Source organism: Mesorhizobium sp. M1078 (assembly GCF_040318615.1).
GTDB lineage: Bacteria > Pseudomonadota > Alphaproteobacteria > Rhizobiales > Rhizobiaceae > Mesorhizobium.
Window position 1 is genome coordinate 81,986 of record NZ_JAMYMP010000013.1, and the last position, 12,325, is coordinate 94,310.

Annotated in this window: 13 protein-coding genes and 1 tRNA gene; 9 read left to right on the forward strand and 5 right to left on the reverse strand. The window is 61.8% G+C overall.

Features of this window, described 5'->3' with window-relative positions; all coding sequences use genetic code 11:
• Window positions 1–55 precede the first annotated feature (55 nt).
• Window positions 56–445, reverse strand: a complete 390-nt coding sequence (locus NKH38_RS18345) for a sugar 3,4-ketoisomerase (protein WP_023730596.1) — start codon at window positions 443–445, stop codon at window positions 56–58.
• A gap of 431 nt (window positions 446–876) precedes the next feature.
• On the opposite strand from NKH38_RS18345, the gene NKH38_RS18350 reads away from it, so the two are divergent.
• Window positions 877–1,608, forward strand: a complete 732-nt coding sequence (locus tag NKH38_RS18350) for a hypothetical protein (RefSeq protein WP_352762109.1) — start codon at window positions 877–879, stop codon at window positions 1,606–1,608.
• 347 nt (window positions 1,609–1,955) lie between these two features.
• Here the strand turns inward: NKH38_RS18350 and NKH38_RS18355 are convergent, their stop codons facing one another.
• Complete coding sequence (locus NKH38_RS18355; RefSeq protein WP_352638266.1) at window positions 1,956–2,147, reverse strand: DUF3606 domain-containing protein; 192 nt, start codon at window positions 2,145–2,147, stop codon at window positions 1,956–1,958.
• Between the two features lie 186 nt (window positions 2,148–2,333).
• On the opposite strand from NKH38_RS18355, the gene NKH38_RS18360 reads away from it, so the two are divergent.
• The gene (locus tag NKH38_RS18360; RefSeq protein ID WP_023691300.1) at window positions 2,334–2,495 is read left to right on the forward strand and encodes a hypothetical protein; all 162 of its coding nucleotides are present in this window, start codon (window positions 2,334–2,336) and stop codon (window positions 2,493–2,495) included.
• A 147-nt stretch (window positions 2,496–2,642) separates the two neighbouring features.
• Here the strand turns inward: NKH38_RS18360 and NKH38_RS18365 are convergent.
• A tRNA-Ser gene (locus NKH38_RS18365) sits at window positions 2,643–2,732 on the reverse strand.
• Between the two features lie 212 nt (window positions 2,733–2,944).
• Window positions 2,945–3,475 carry an MgtC/SapB family protein gene (locus tag NKH38_RS18370; RefSeq protein ID WP_502896608.1) on the reverse strand — a complete coding sequence of 177 codons (531 nt, stop codon included), beginning with the start codon at window positions 3,473–3,475 and terminating at the stop codon, window positions 2,945–2,947.
• A 246-nt stretch (window positions 3,476–3,721) separates the two neighbouring features.
• Between NKH38_RS18370 and NKH38_RS18375 the strand changes: the two genes are divergently transcribed.
• The 7 genes from NKH38_RS18375 (at window position 3,722) to NKH38_RS18405 (ending at window position 11,237) form a co-directional block, all read left to right on the forward strand.
• Window positions 3,722–4,927: a septal ring lytic transglycosylase RlpA family protein gene (locus NKH38_RS18375; RefSeq protein ID WP_023701721.1), complete on the forward strand. Its 1,206-nt coding sequence runs from the start codon at window positions 3,722–3,724 to the stop codon at window positions 4,925–4,927.
• A gap of 102 nt (window positions 4,928–5,029) precedes the next feature.
• Window positions 5,030–6,196 (forward strand): D-alanyl-D-alanine carboxypeptidase family protein, encoded by a 1,167-nt coding sequence (locus tag NKH38_RS18380; RefSeq protein WP_352762108.1) that lies wholly within the window; start codon window positions 5,030–5,032, stop codon window positions 6,194–6,196.
• A 72-nt stretch (window positions 6,197–6,268) separates the two neighbouring features.
• Window positions 6,269–6,943 carry a dTMP kinase gene (gene tmk, locus NKH38_RS18385; RefSeq protein ID WP_352762107.1) on the forward strand — a complete coding sequence of 225 codons (675 nt, stop codon included), beginning with the start codon at window positions 6,269–6,271 and terminating at the stop codon, window positions 6,941–6,943.
• Entirely contained in the window at window positions 6,940–7,995 is a 1,056-nt protein-coding gene (locus NKH38_RS18390) for a DNA polymerase III subunit delta' (protein ID WP_352762106.1), read from the forward strand. The genes tmk and NKH38_RS18390 overlap by 4 nt, the downstream gene beginning before the upstream one ends.
• A gap of 90 nt (window positions 7,996–8,085) precedes the next feature.
• Entirely contained in the window at window positions 8,086–9,636 is a 1,551-nt protein-coding gene (gene metG / locus NKH38_RS18395) for a methionine--tRNA ligase (RefSeq protein ID WP_352762105.1), read from the forward strand.
• A complete protein-coding gene (locus NKH38_RS18400; protein ID WP_023734018.1) occupies window positions 9,636–10,424 on the forward strand; it encodes a TatD family hydrolase in 789 nt (262 codons plus the stop codon). Before metG ends, NKH38_RS18400 begins: the two co-directional genes overlap by 1 nt.
• 3 nt (window positions 10,425–10,427) lie before the next feature.
• Window positions 10,428–11,237, forward strand: coding sequence for an MBL fold metallo-hydrolase (locus NKH38_RS18405; protein WP_023688471.1), 810 nt, complete (start codon window positions 10,428–10,430; stop codon window positions 11,235–11,237).
• Window positions 11,238–11,260: 23 nt separating this feature from the next.
• On the opposite strand, the gene NKH38_RS18410 is transcribed toward NKH38_RS18405, so the two are convergent.
• Window positions 11,261–12,022, reverse strand: a complete 762-nt coding sequence (locus tag NKH38_RS18410; protein ID WP_023730624.1) for a GNAT family N-acetyltransferase — start codon at window positions 12,020–12,022, stop codon at window positions 11,261–11,263.
• Window positions 12,023–12,325 lie beyond the last annotated feature (303 nt).

Consider the following 12,325-nt stretch of genomic DNA (forward strand, 5'->3'; position numbering starts at 1 on the left):
AGGCGCTGTCATGTCCTGGCGCGCATCGCGGCCTCTCCTTTCCTGACGATTGTCATCAGGGATACGAGACGTAGTCTTTAGGGTCGTATTCGGTATCGCAGAAAACCAGCAAAGACGGGTTCTCGCCTTTATAGGTCTGCAGCGCCCAAACCGGGGCGTCGACCAGCACCGCGCGGTTCGATGCGGTGAGCGTCAGCCGTTCGATCCGTTCCTGGTAGCGAAATTCGATGCCGATCTCGCCCGACAGCTGCATCATCAATTGCCGGCCCGAGCCGTGTGCATGTCCCCCCCGCGACGTGCCGCGCGGCGCGGTGACGACGAACGCCCGCACGGCTTGGAAATTGTAACCGCTGAACTCGATGGCGGTCAGCATTCCCCTGGGATCGCTATGTAACGAAGTGGGGATCTCGGTGACCTTGCCGCCAAAGAACGTTCGATGCTGCATAACGTAAGCCCGCCAGATGCCGGTCGAAATTTTACCTCAGACTAGCGCTTATATCAAAAGACAGGGAATACAACCACTTAGGCGGTGTTTGGGAACACTGCAGCGGATCGATGTCGAGCTCGGCCTCAGGCCGATAGGTGCCGACTACCGAAGGTCGCCGCGCCGTCACGACTTCTGAGTCGCGGCCGAAACCACGGCTTAAGACCTTGGTCTGAGCGGTCTAGGACCTTTGAGTTCGGAAGGCCGGCCGGTTCCAAGGAGGGTGATCTACTTCAGCAATTTCAAAGAGTTATGCTGGTTGGCGTTTCGCCGGCCGGCCGCTTCGTTCTCGCAATGAAAGCACATCTATATCTAAGTTTACCCTTTGTGTTAGCGATTCCTCATGTTGCCCGCTATAGCGGTTCGTGGCGGTGGCAATCTCGGAGGTAGTTATGACATCCCGAAAGACCCTTTTTGCTGCATTTGCGGTGTTCTCGCTTCTGGTGTCGCCGGCCCTGGCTGCTGCTGGTGGCAACGGCCATGGTAACGGCCATGGCAATGGTAACGGCAATGGCAATGGCAATAGCGGAGGAAACGGTAATGCTGGCGGCAATGGCGGAGGCGGCGGTTCGGTCGGCAAGTCGGCATCCGCCAAGGGCCAGGCCCCTAAGGGCCAGGTCGCCAAGGCCGCTACCCCTTCTGTGTCCAAGGAAAAGAATATCCATGCCAAGCTCGGCCGGTTGAACTCGCTGCAGCGCAACGCCAACGCCTTTATGCACTCCAAGAGCAACAACTTCGCTGGCGTGCAGGCTTTTGTGACACAGTCGGCAATAGCCAAGAACGCTCAATCGGCGCTCGATGCCGCTAATCAGGCGGTTACCGACGCCAAAGCGGGGCTCGACGCGCTGAATGCGAAAGCGGCTGACCCGAATACCCTGCCCGAAGATGTCCCGACGCAGGCCGACCTCGATGCAGCACAGGCAGCGCTCGATGACGCCACCCAGGATGCGGCCGCTGCTCAGACCGCCGCCACAGCTGCCGCTGCCAACGTCCCATCGATCGATGCAGCCCTTGCCCAAATGGCCAACAAGCCCGTTGACCCTGAGGTGACAGATTGGGCCAATAGCGTACTTGCCGACAAGATCGACCAAGTAGCCGCCAAGCTGGCGCCGGCCGCGCCTTAAGGCCCCATGCGGCGGCAGCGATCCAATCGACGATAAGCCGTCGGGTCCGCCCGGCGGCTGCACCTTTCTCGCCTATCTGCAGCGTTGGTCCCAATGCAGGTCCGAGATTCTGGTCATGGCTATTTTGCGAAATCTCCAGCCGGGCCGCCGTCCTCAAGGCTGAATTCATGCGTGCTTCGCGCATCTTCATCGACCACACGAAACCAATGCTCCTGAAGCGCTCTAGGCGACACCCTTTGGCCCGTGACCTTCTCTACCGCAGATAACGGATCATCGGCGCTCGTGGCCTGAGTTGAGACACACTCCTCTCCATGCCACTCTTCCACCTGGTACTCTGGCATGCCGGCCTACCTACCGCTCCCCAGAGCCTTCGCTTCCCGCTCCAGCGTCTCGCGTCGGTTGCCGTGCTTCGCGATCGATTCCTTGACCTGCTGCGGGGTGATGCCGGCCTTGGTGGCGAAATACTCGACTTCATAATCCTCATCGGCAGAGACGCGGTCCCGATCGCGGAAGCCCGTCTTCGTTTTGTCGTCGGCCATTTGCTTTGCTCCTGGTTGAATGATCAACCGCAACGTGCAGCCGCAGCCTTTTGTTGCAGCGGAGCCCGGATTTCCGAAACGGTCACATGGGAAAACGGCCCTCAGTCGCAGGAGGTGCTGGTGTTGCTGTAACTTTGAACGGAACGGTTCTTCTCCTTGACGGTTGTGACGTGAAGGAGATGCCTCATGTTTGAAAGTGTGATGTGGTTGATCGTCGTTGCTGGTGGGCCACTGTTGCTGGCCCTATTGATGGCATACGTTCTTATGACCCGACGCCACCGTGGTCCTGCAGAACGCATGGAAAGCGACCGCGCGACCAAACGGCTCTATCGCCAGGACGAACGTTGATCCTGAGGCTGGCGCAACGTTTGCGCTCACGCTGGCCCGCTGCCTCGCGGTGGCAGGCTTCTTCGTTTTAGGAAGTTAGGAATAACTTAGGAAAGATTTGGCCCTCTTTGAAAATACAGAGGCAATTCAGCACGGTAGCCAAATATCTGGCGGAGGGAGTGGGATTCGAACCCACGGTGGGCTTGCACCCACGCCGGTTTTCAAGACCGGTGCCTTAAACCGCTCGGCCATCCCTCCAACGTGACTTTTCAATCATCTAGGAACATCAACCGACCCAGTGAACGACAGTTGGTATCGAATGATACCTATCCTTCCGGACCAGCTTGCGGTTCATTTCTCTAGAGCGTTGCCCATCGCCAAGTCAACCATCGGCGCTGCCATGGATAACAGGGGGTGGCGTTCGGTGCCCGAACGGAGCTGCGAGCCCGTTTTTTTCGAGCGCAAGGGCTCTAATTGCGATCCTTGCTGCCGACCTGCACAAGTTGCAGAAGGCCCAGCACGACAAGTGCGAGCACAGTTGCCAAAGCCGCGATCTGCCAGAACCCGAGCCCAACCGCCAGGCCTGTGGCGCCTGCCAGCCACATGCCCGCCCCAGTGGTAAGCCCTTGAACCTCGCCCTTGGAGAAGAAGATCAAGCCCGCGGCCAGAAATGCCACGCCGGCAGTCGTGGCTTCGATCAAGCGGATAGGATCGATGGCGATTTCCTGACCATCGAAGACGTGAAGATGAGTAATCTCGATCGTGAGGATGGCAATTAGAGCCGTCGCAACACAGACCAGGATGTGTGTCCTCAATCCGGCCGGTCGGTTACGCCATTCGCGTTCGATCCCAACGATGGAGCCAAGGACGGCCGCGAGCAAAAGCCTGGCTGAAATTACGGAAAAGGGCAGCCACGTCTGTTGCCCGAAACGTTCAATGAATTCATCCATGAGGCGCAGAACGTATCTCGGGTCGGTCGGTTCCAGGCAGCCGCGCTTCATGCCACAGGTTCACTTCCAGAGACTCCAAAGGACAGAGGTCTCGGATGCCTCCTCACAGGCGCCCGGCCAGCCCGGGACCTGGCCGCCACATTCCTGCCCGGTTCCGGACACAATCGATTAATACGCTGATAAACAATTCCTGCGCACAAGGGATGGGGATTGGCGCGTCGCAGGCATTGCTTATCTGGCTCCGCCGAAATTCTAGAAGCGGCGCCTGTGTCGAGACGGTAGGGGACATCGGAAAACATGCAGACCACGACGCATCGGCGTCTTCGTCGCGCTCCTGCTTTGGTGTTGTGCGCTCTTTCGGCTGCGTTGCTGGCCGCGTGCGCGTCGCCGCAGTCCGAGCCGAAAGCTATGGTCTACAAGAAGCCTCGCTCGAAGGAATATTTTGCCGAGACCGAATACGGTGTGAAGGCCAGCCCGCGCGTTCAGTACATGCGGCGCGGCGGCGGCCGCGACCAGTTGGGCAAGCCCTATCAGGTGCGCGGCAAGTGGTATTACCCCAAGGAAGACAAGCGCTACGCCAAGGTCGGTCTCGCCTCCTGGTATGGCGATGCCTTCCACGGTCGTCTCACAGCCAATGGCGAAGTCTACGACATGACCCATCTGACGGCGGCGCATCCGACCATGCCGCTGCCAAGCTACGCCCGTGTCACCAACACCGAGACCGGAAGCTCGGTCATCGTGCGCGTCAACGACCGCGGCCCCTATCACGAGGGACGCATCATCGATGTCTCGGAACGCGCCGCGCAAATGCTCGACTATGCCAAGGTCGGCACGGCCAGGGTCAAGGTGGAATATATTGGCCGCGCACCGCTCGACGGCGACGACGACCAATATCTGGTCGCCTCCTACCGCCCGGGCAACCGCCCGGACCCGTCCGATGGCTTGCCGACCGGCGTCATGGTGGCGATGAACGGACCTTCGCCGAGCCTATCTGTTGGCGCACCCCCTGCCGTAGTGCCGTTTCCTGGTCAGTTGACGAATTCCGACACACAGCCAGTGATGTCGATGCAGGCACCGGCATCAAGCGATGTGACGCTGCCTGAATTCGGGCCGATCGTGCCTCAGCGCCCGGAATCGCCCTTTGCCGTGGCTTCGCTCTCCTATGCGGATGAGCGCGTACAGCGCGCCGACGTCTTTGCAGCGCTTGACGACCAGGGCATGTCGCCAGCCGACATCCTGCAATCGTGGAAGAAATCCAACCCGCAGGCATCGCCTGCCGTTTCCGACTATGTCGCCGCCGGATCCTTCGACGATGCTGCCGAGGCAAAGCGGGTGGCTGCGGCTCTCGAACCGTTCGGCAGGACCGAAATCCAGAGCACCGAACTCGACGGCAATGACTGGTACGCGGTCAATCTCTATCCGGATGGCCATGGCAATGTCGACGACCTCTTGCGCGCGGCATGGTCGCATGGCGCGCCGGACGCGCTGGCTGTGCGCAACTGACCAACAAAGGCACGCCGGTTTTGTTATTGCGCGGTTGATCCGCCGGGAAGAAGCCTGATAGCGTTGCGGCAAGTTTCTGCCGGCTAACAGTCGAGCCTCTTCATGCGATTTCGCCTTTTCCACCCTTTTGCCGGGCTTTTTGGCCTTGGCTTCTTGCTTGCCGCGCTGGTTCCGGCCAACGCGCAGCTTTTCGAGACCAGGGCGACGCAGGCTTTCATGATCGATGCCGAAACCGGCACGGTGCTGTTTTCCAAGGATGCCGACCAACCGATCCCGCCGGCCTCGATGGCCAAGCTGATGACGATGGAGATGGTCTTCAACGCCATCAAGTCGAAGCGCATGAGCCTCGACGACACCTTCGTGGTTTCGGAAAATGCCTGGCGCAAGGGCGGTGCGCCTTCGGGAACGTCGACCATGTTTGCCAAGCTCAAATCGGCGATCCGGGTCGAGGATCTGATCCAGGGGGTCACCATACAGGCCGCCAATGACGGCTGCATGGTGCTGGCCGAAGGCATGGCCGGTTCGGAAGAGAATTTCGCGGCGCAGATGAACGATCGCGCCCGCCAGATCGGGCTCGCGAAATCGACATTCGTCAATTCGACTGGCCTGCCGGCCGACGGCCAGCAGACGACGGTGCGCGAACTGGCGCAGCTTGGCCTGCATATATGGCGCGAATATCGGGATCTCTATCTCTATTACGGCCGGGCCGATTTCACCTGGAACAAGATCTCGCAAAAGAACCGCAACCCGTTGCTGGCCATGGGCATCGGTGCCGATGGGCTGGCGGTCGGGTCGAGCGAGGCGGGCGGTTTCGGCATCGTCGGCTCGGTCAGCCATGACGGGACCAGGGTGTTCGCGGCGATGAGCGGATTGGCCAACGATCGCGAGCGCGCCGAGGAAGCGCGCAAGCTGCTCGAATGGGGCGTCCGCTCCTTCGAGAAGACCGAGATTTTCGCCAGCAACGAAGTGGTCGGCGAGGCCCAGGTGTTCGGCGGCGCCAAATCCAGCGTAGCGCTGAAGGCAAAGGCGCCGATCGACGTCCTGCTGCCGATCGCCAACCGCGACAAGCTGACCGCCAGGATCGTCTATCAGGGGCCGGTATCGGCGCCGGTGGAGGAGGGGCAACCCGTCGGCGCGCTGCGCGTCTGGATCGGCGACACGCTGAGCCAGGAAACGCCGCTTTTCGCCGCCGAATCGGTCGGCGTCGGCACACTGCCGCAACGCGCGTTTGATGCCGCCAGGGAACTGGCCGTAGGCTGGCTGCGTTGAGTTCCTGTGGCGTGGACCTTTTCTCGGTCGCGGACTAAGACACCAGCGCAAAGCAGGACAAAGGCCTTTCGATTGGCAAGCGGATTTTTCATCACCTTCGAAGGCGGCGAGGGCGCCGGCAAGTCGACGCAGATCGAACGGCTGGCCCAGAAGATGCGCGCCAAGAAATACGATGTCCTCCTCACCCGCGAACCCGGGGGGTCACCCGGCGCCGAGGCGGTCAGGCACGTGCTCCTGTCCGGCGCCGCCGAGCCTTTCGGGCCGAAGATGGAGGCGTTGCTGTTTGCCGCCGCACGCTCCGACCATGTCGAGCAGGTCATCCGGCCGGCGGTGGAGTGCGGCTCCATCGTGCTTTGCGACCGTTTCCTGGATTCGTCGCGCGTCTATCAGGGCGTCACCGGCGGCCTCGATCCGGCTTTCATGGAAGCTCTGGAGGATGTCGCCATCAACGGCATGATGCCGGACATGACGCTGATCCTTGACATTGACCCCGCCGAGGGCTTGCGGCGCGCCGCCGCGCGGCGTGGCGCCGAGGACGGTCCGGACCGCTTCGAAAAGGAGACGCTGGATATCCACCAGCGCCGCCGTGACGCCTTCCTGGCGATCGCAGCCGCCGAGCCGGACCGCTGCATCGTGATCGACGCGTCGGCGCCTCCCGCTACGGTGGAGGATGCCATCACCGCGGTGGTGTTCGCCGCACTTGAGGCGAGGGCGCCCGCGCGCAACCGACAGGCGGCGCCCGCATGATCTTCGAACGCATCGCTCCCGAGCAGCACGATACGCTGGACGGTGTACCGGAGCCGTCCGAGACGCTGCGCCTGGTCGGCCATGAGCAGGCGGCCGCGATGCTCGCTGCCGCCTATCGCTCGGGAAAACTGCCGCATGCGTTGATCTTTGCCGGGCCGATCGGCATCGGCAAGGCGACGCTTGCCTTTCACCTGGCGCACCATCTGTTGAAGCATCCGGCCTTCGACCAAGCGCCGGATGTGTTTGCCGTTCCCGATCCGGCCTCATCGCTGTTTCGCCAGATCGCCACCGGGGCGCATCCCGGCGTGCTGCATCTGACCAGGCCGCTGAACGACAAGACCAAGAGCTTCAAGACGGTCCTCACCGTCGACGAGATCCGCAAGGTCAACCGCTTCCTGTCGCTGACCTCGCATGACGGCAGCTACCGGGTGGTGATCGTCGATCCGGCCGACGACATGAACACCAACGCCGCCAATGCCTTGCTGAAGAACCTTGAGGAGCCGCCGAGCCGCACGCTGTTCATCCTCATCGTGCATGCGCCGGGCAGCCTTTTGCCGACCATCCGCTCGCGCTGCCAGATGGTGCGGCTGACGCCGCTCGATGCCGGCAGCCTGATGAGCGTTCTGGAAACCGTCGAGCCGCCGCCACCTTCCGATCCTGCTGCGCGCGCGGCACTAACGGAACGGGCAGGGGGCAGCGCCCGCAATGCGATCCTTCTGACCCAATATGGCGGGCTGGAGATTGCCGGCACCCTCGACGCCCTGGTCACGTCGGGAAAGAGCGACATCGCCGGCGCCTATCGCCTTGCCGAGGCCGTCGCCGGCCGCGACCAGGCGATCCAGTTCGACATCTTCAACCGCCGCGCGCTCGATCTGCTCTCCACCGGCGCCAGTGAAGCCGCGCTGGCTGGGGATCTCGCGCGGGCGAAAACGCTGTCCGACACTTGGCACGAGGCGCTGAACGCCATATCTGAGACCGATACCTACAATCTTGACAAGAAGCAGCACGCCTTGACCATGATCGACCGCCTGAATTCCGCAATGCGAATGTGACCGGTTTCGGCATTGGGGCGGGATGGCAATCGCCGTCTCGATGCGATATCCACCGCTCACATTCATTCGGCCATTCATGACGGTTAATTCATGTCACGCGACACATTCTACATCACGACACCGATTTTCTATCCGAACGGCAAGCCGCATATCGGCCACGCCTATACGGTCATCGCGACCGACGCGCTGGCCCGCTTCCAGCGCCTGGACGGCAAGGACGTGCTCTTCCTCACCGGCACTGACGAACACGGCCTCAAGATGCAGCAGACGGCCGAGAAGGAAGGCATAACGCCACTCGCGCTTGCCGACCGCAACTCGGCGATCTTCCGTTCGATGACAGAGGTCCTGGGCGGCTCGAATGATGATTACATCCGCACGACGGAACCACGCCACTACGAGTCGTGCCAAGCGATCTGGAAGGCGATGGCGGCCAATGGCGACATCTATCTCGACCGCTATAGCGGCTGGTATTCGGTCCGCCAGGAAGCCTATTTCGAAGAGAGCGAAACCACGCTCGGCGACGACGGCGTGCGCCGCGAGCCGCTTGGCTCGCCGGTCGAATGGAATGAGGAGGAAAGCTACTTCTTCAGGCTTTCCGCCTATCAGGACAAATTGCTTGCGCTGTACGAAAACCAGCCCGATTTCGTCGGTCCGGCCGAGCGCCGAAATGAGGTGATGAGCTTCGTCAGGTCCGGCCTCAAGGACATCTCGGTCTCGCGCACGACCTTCAATTGGGGCGTGCCGGTGCCCGGCGACGACAAGCATGTGATGTATGTCTGGGTCGATGCCTTGACCAACTACATCACCGCTGCCGGCTATCCCGACACCAAGGCCGAGCAATGGCGCTACTGGCCGGCCACGCACATTATCGGCAAGGACATCGTCCGCTTCCATGCCGTCTACTGGCCGGCTTTCCTGATGTCGGCCGGCATCGAACTGCCGAAGCGCGTCTTCGCGCATGGCTTCCTGTTCAACCGCGGCGAGAAAATGTCGAAGTCGGTCGGCAATGTCGTAGACCCCTTCACCATGGTCGAGCATTACGGCCTCGACCAGGTGCGCTATTTCTTCTTGCGTGAGGTGCCATTCGGCCAGGACGGCAGCTACAGCCATGACGCGATCGTCAACCGCACAAATGCCGATCTCGCCAACGGTCTCGGCAATCTGGCGCAGCGCTCGCTGTCGATGATCGCCAAGAACTGCGGCGGCGTGGTGCCGCATCGCGGCGAGCTGACCGAAGCCGACAGCGCGATCCTCGACCAGGCGGTGGAAGCGCTGGGTACCGCGCGCCAGGCGATGGCGGAACAGGGCATCCATCTCGCGTTGGCGGCGATCTTCGGCGTTGTGGCGGAAGCGGATCGCTACTTCGCCTCGCAGGCGCCCTGGGCGCTGAAGAAGACCGATCCGGCGCGCATGGAAACGGTGCTGTGGACGACCGCCGAACTGGTGCGGCGCGTGGCATTGCTGTGCCAACCCTACATTCCGGGGTCGGCCGGCAAGCTGCTCGATCTGCTGGTGGTGCCGGCGGACAAGCGTGACTTCGCGCATGTCCATGCCGACTATGCGCTGGTGCCCGGCACGGCGCTGCCCGCGCCGGAGGGCGTGTTTCCGCGTTATGTCGAAAACCCTGAGGCGAGCGCCTGATGCTCGTCGACAGCCATTGCCATCTCGACTTTCCGGATTTCACCGAGGAGCGGGCGGCCATCGTCGCCCGCGCAAAGGCTGCCGGTATAGGTCACATGGTGACCATCTCGACACGCGTGAAGCGGTTTGCGCAAGTGCTTGAGATTGCCGAGAGTTTCGACGAAATCTATTGCTCGGTCGGCACCCATCCTCACAATGCCGGCGAAGAGCTGGATGTGACGGCTGAGGACCTTGTGCGCCTGTCCGCGCACCCGAAGGTGGTGGCGATCGGCGAGGCCGGGCTCGACTATTTTTACGACAAGGCGCCACGCGATGCGCAGGCGCAGGGTTTTCGCACTCATATAGCAGCTGCGCGCGAGACCGGGCTGCCGCTGGTGATCCATTCGCGCGATGCCGACGACGACATGGCTGCCATCCTCGAAGACGAAACAGGGAAGGGCGCCTTCCCCTTCATCCTGCATTGTTTTTCGTCGGGGCGACGGCTGGCAGAGGTCGGCGTGGCGCTTGGTGGCTATGTGTCCTTCTCGGGCATACTGACCTTCAAGAACTCCGCCGATTTACGCGCCATCGCAGCCGATGTGCCGCATGACCGGCTGCTGGTCGAGACCGACGCACCGTATCTGGCGCCGGTGCCGTTCCGCGGCAAACGCAACGAGCCGGCCTACGTCGCGCATACAGCCAAGGTGCTGGCGGAGACGGTCGGCGTTGGCGAAGCCGAGATCGCGACGCTGACGACGGCGAACTTCTTCCGGCTGTTCGGCAAGATGCCGCGGCCCGCCGGGCTCTGACGCATGAGCGACCGGCTGCGCCTCACCATCCTCGGCTGCGGCTCGTCACCTGGCACGCCGCGCATCACCGGCGATTGGGGCAATTGCGACCCGGCCAATCCGAAAAACCGGCGTACACGCTCAGCCGCGCTCGTCGAGCGGATAGCAGCCAACGGCGCCAGAACCACGGTGGTCATCGACACCGGGCCTGATTTCCGTGAGCAGATGCTGATGGCGGCGGTCCGGCGCATCGACGCCGTCGTCTATACGCATCCGCACGCCGACCACATCCACGGCATCGACGATCTGCGCGGCTACGTGCTGGAGCAGCGCCATTTGATCGATGTCCATGCCGACCAGCCGACCATGCTCAGGCTGCGCGAAGCGTTCGGCTATTGCTTCGAGACGCCGTTTGGCAGTTCCTATCCGCCGATCGTCAGGCCGCACATCATCGATCACGCAAGGGCGGTGACGATCGAAGGCGAGGGCGGTGCCCTCACCCTCGAGCCGCTGCCGCAGATCCATGGCGACATCATTTCGCTCGGCTTCCGCATCGGCGGGCTGGCCTACTGCCCCGATATAAGCGACTTCCCGGATGCCACCGCCGAGCGGCTGCGCGGCCTGGAAATGCTGGTCATCGATGCCTTGCAGTACCATACCCATCCCAGTCATCTGTCGCTCGGTCAGGCGCTTGGCTGGATTGAAAAACTGGCGCCGAAACAGGCCGTGCTGACGCATATGCATGTGCCGCTCGACTATGCCACGGTGAAGGCCGAGGTGCCGGCCAACGTCACTCCGGCCTATGACGGCATGGTGATCGAAATTCCTTTATGAGACAGCATGATACGAGCAGATCTTTATAAGGACGTTCGGTTCTTCGGCGCGAAGATCAGCAGCGTTCCAATCCGCTCATAGCCCATGCGGGGATAAAGCAGCGCTCCGGCACGCGTCGCCAACAGCATCGAGCACCGCGACCCATGCGCTTTGTCGTCATGCAGCATTTTGGCCATCAGCGCCTGGCCGATGCCTCGACGCCGGTGCGAAGGCTCGACAAACATTGCCGAGCACCATGTGGCGCCGACGGCGTCTATGCTGCGCACACGCCCGACGATGGCGTCGCCATCGAGCGCCACATACTGGCGAAACGGCGCATCGTCGCCGAGTTGATCGTCTGGAAGTGGCCGCCTGCGTATGACCTTTCCCAGTTGTGCAGCGCGTTCAGCCGTCCTCACCCGTTCGATAGAGACGATTGCTGGCGGGTCTGGAATTTGGCGCAGCGACTGGATGAAAAAGCCTTCCGTCCGCAGCAGCCGGTAGCCGAGCGCCTTGTAGGCCGTTCGCGTTGGTTCGTCCGGGCCGTCATTCGCGATCACGACCGAAACGGCAAAGCCCGGCCGCGCATGCTGCCGCACGATGGCATCGGCTTCCTCGGCGGCGACGTCATGGACGATCCATTCTTCGCCACGGTAGTCGCGTGCATTCTTGCGCTCGGCATCGCGCATCAGCCACAAGGGTCCGACGCGGCTGGCTTCGTATGGAAAGGTGCGGCTCTTATCGGTACTGAAGCCGTGCACGAACACTTCGATCGCCGCTTCGATGTCACGCGTTGCTGTCGTCATCGACACAGCGTAGCGTTGGCCATCGGCTCAAGGCAACACGCGTCGATCATGCCAAACCCGTGAAAATCGCAGCAATTTCCAGCTTCAGTCTAATGCACAAGTTCCATAATCTATCTTATGCGACTTTCATATGTGGCTGCTGCTTCCATTAGGGGCGTGCCAATATACGCCCTGCTGACTGAGATGCGGGCTGGCGGCTCTGATTGCTTGGCGGGAGGAACGTTGACGAAGCAGTGGCGAAATGAGTTGGCGTGGTCTTCATTTCTCAAGGGATGGCGCCTTTCGCAAAGGCCTCGACTTCCT

Coding starts and splice junctions, on each gene's coding strand:
- NKH38_RS18345 (WP_023730596.1), bottom strand. CDS start 445: ATGCAGCATCGAACGTTCTTTGGCGGCAAGGTCACCGAGATCCCCACT.
- NKH38_RS18350 (WP_352762109.1), top strand. CDS start 877: ATGACATCCCGAAAGACCCTTTTTGCTGCATTTGCGGTGTTCTCGCTT.
- NKH38_RS18355 (WP_352638266.1), bottom strand. CDS start 2,147: ATGGCCGACGACAAAACGAAGACGGGCTTCCGCGATCGGGACCGCGTC.
- NKH38_RS18360 (WP_023691300.1), top strand. CDS start 2,334: ATGTTTGAAAGTGTGATGTGGTTGATCGTCGTTGCTGGTGGGCCACTG.
- NKH38_RS18370 (WP_502896608.1), bottom strand. CDS start 3,475: ATGAAGCGCGGCTGCCTGGAACCGACCGACCCGAGATACGTTCTGCGC.
- NKH38_RS18375 (WP_023701721.1), top strand. CDS start 3,722: ATGCAGACCACGACGCATCGGCGTCTTCGTCGCGCTCCTGCTTTGGTG.
- NKH38_RS18380 (WP_352762108.1), top strand. CDS start 5,030: ATGCGATTTCGCCTTTTCCACCCTTTTGCCGGGCTTTTTGGCCTTGGC.
- NKH38_RS18390 (WP_352762106.1), top strand. CDS start 6,940: ATGATCTTCGAACGCATCGCTCCCGAGCAGCACGATACGCTGGACGGT.
- metG (WP_352762105.1), top strand. CDS start 8,086: ATGTCACGCGACACATTCTACATCACGACACCGATTTTCTATCCGAAC.
- NKH38_RS18400 (WP_023734018.1), top strand. CDS start 9,636: ATGCTCGTCGACAGCCATTGCCATCTCGACTTTCCGGATTTCACCGAG.
- NKH38_RS18405 (WP_023688471.1), top strand. CDS start 10,428: ATGAGCGACCGGCTGCGCCTCACCATCCTCGGCTGCGGCTCGTCACCT.
- NKH38_RS18410 (WP_023730624.1), bottom strand. CDS start 12,022: ATGACGACAGCAACGCGTGACATCGAAGCGGCGATCGAAGTGTTCGTG.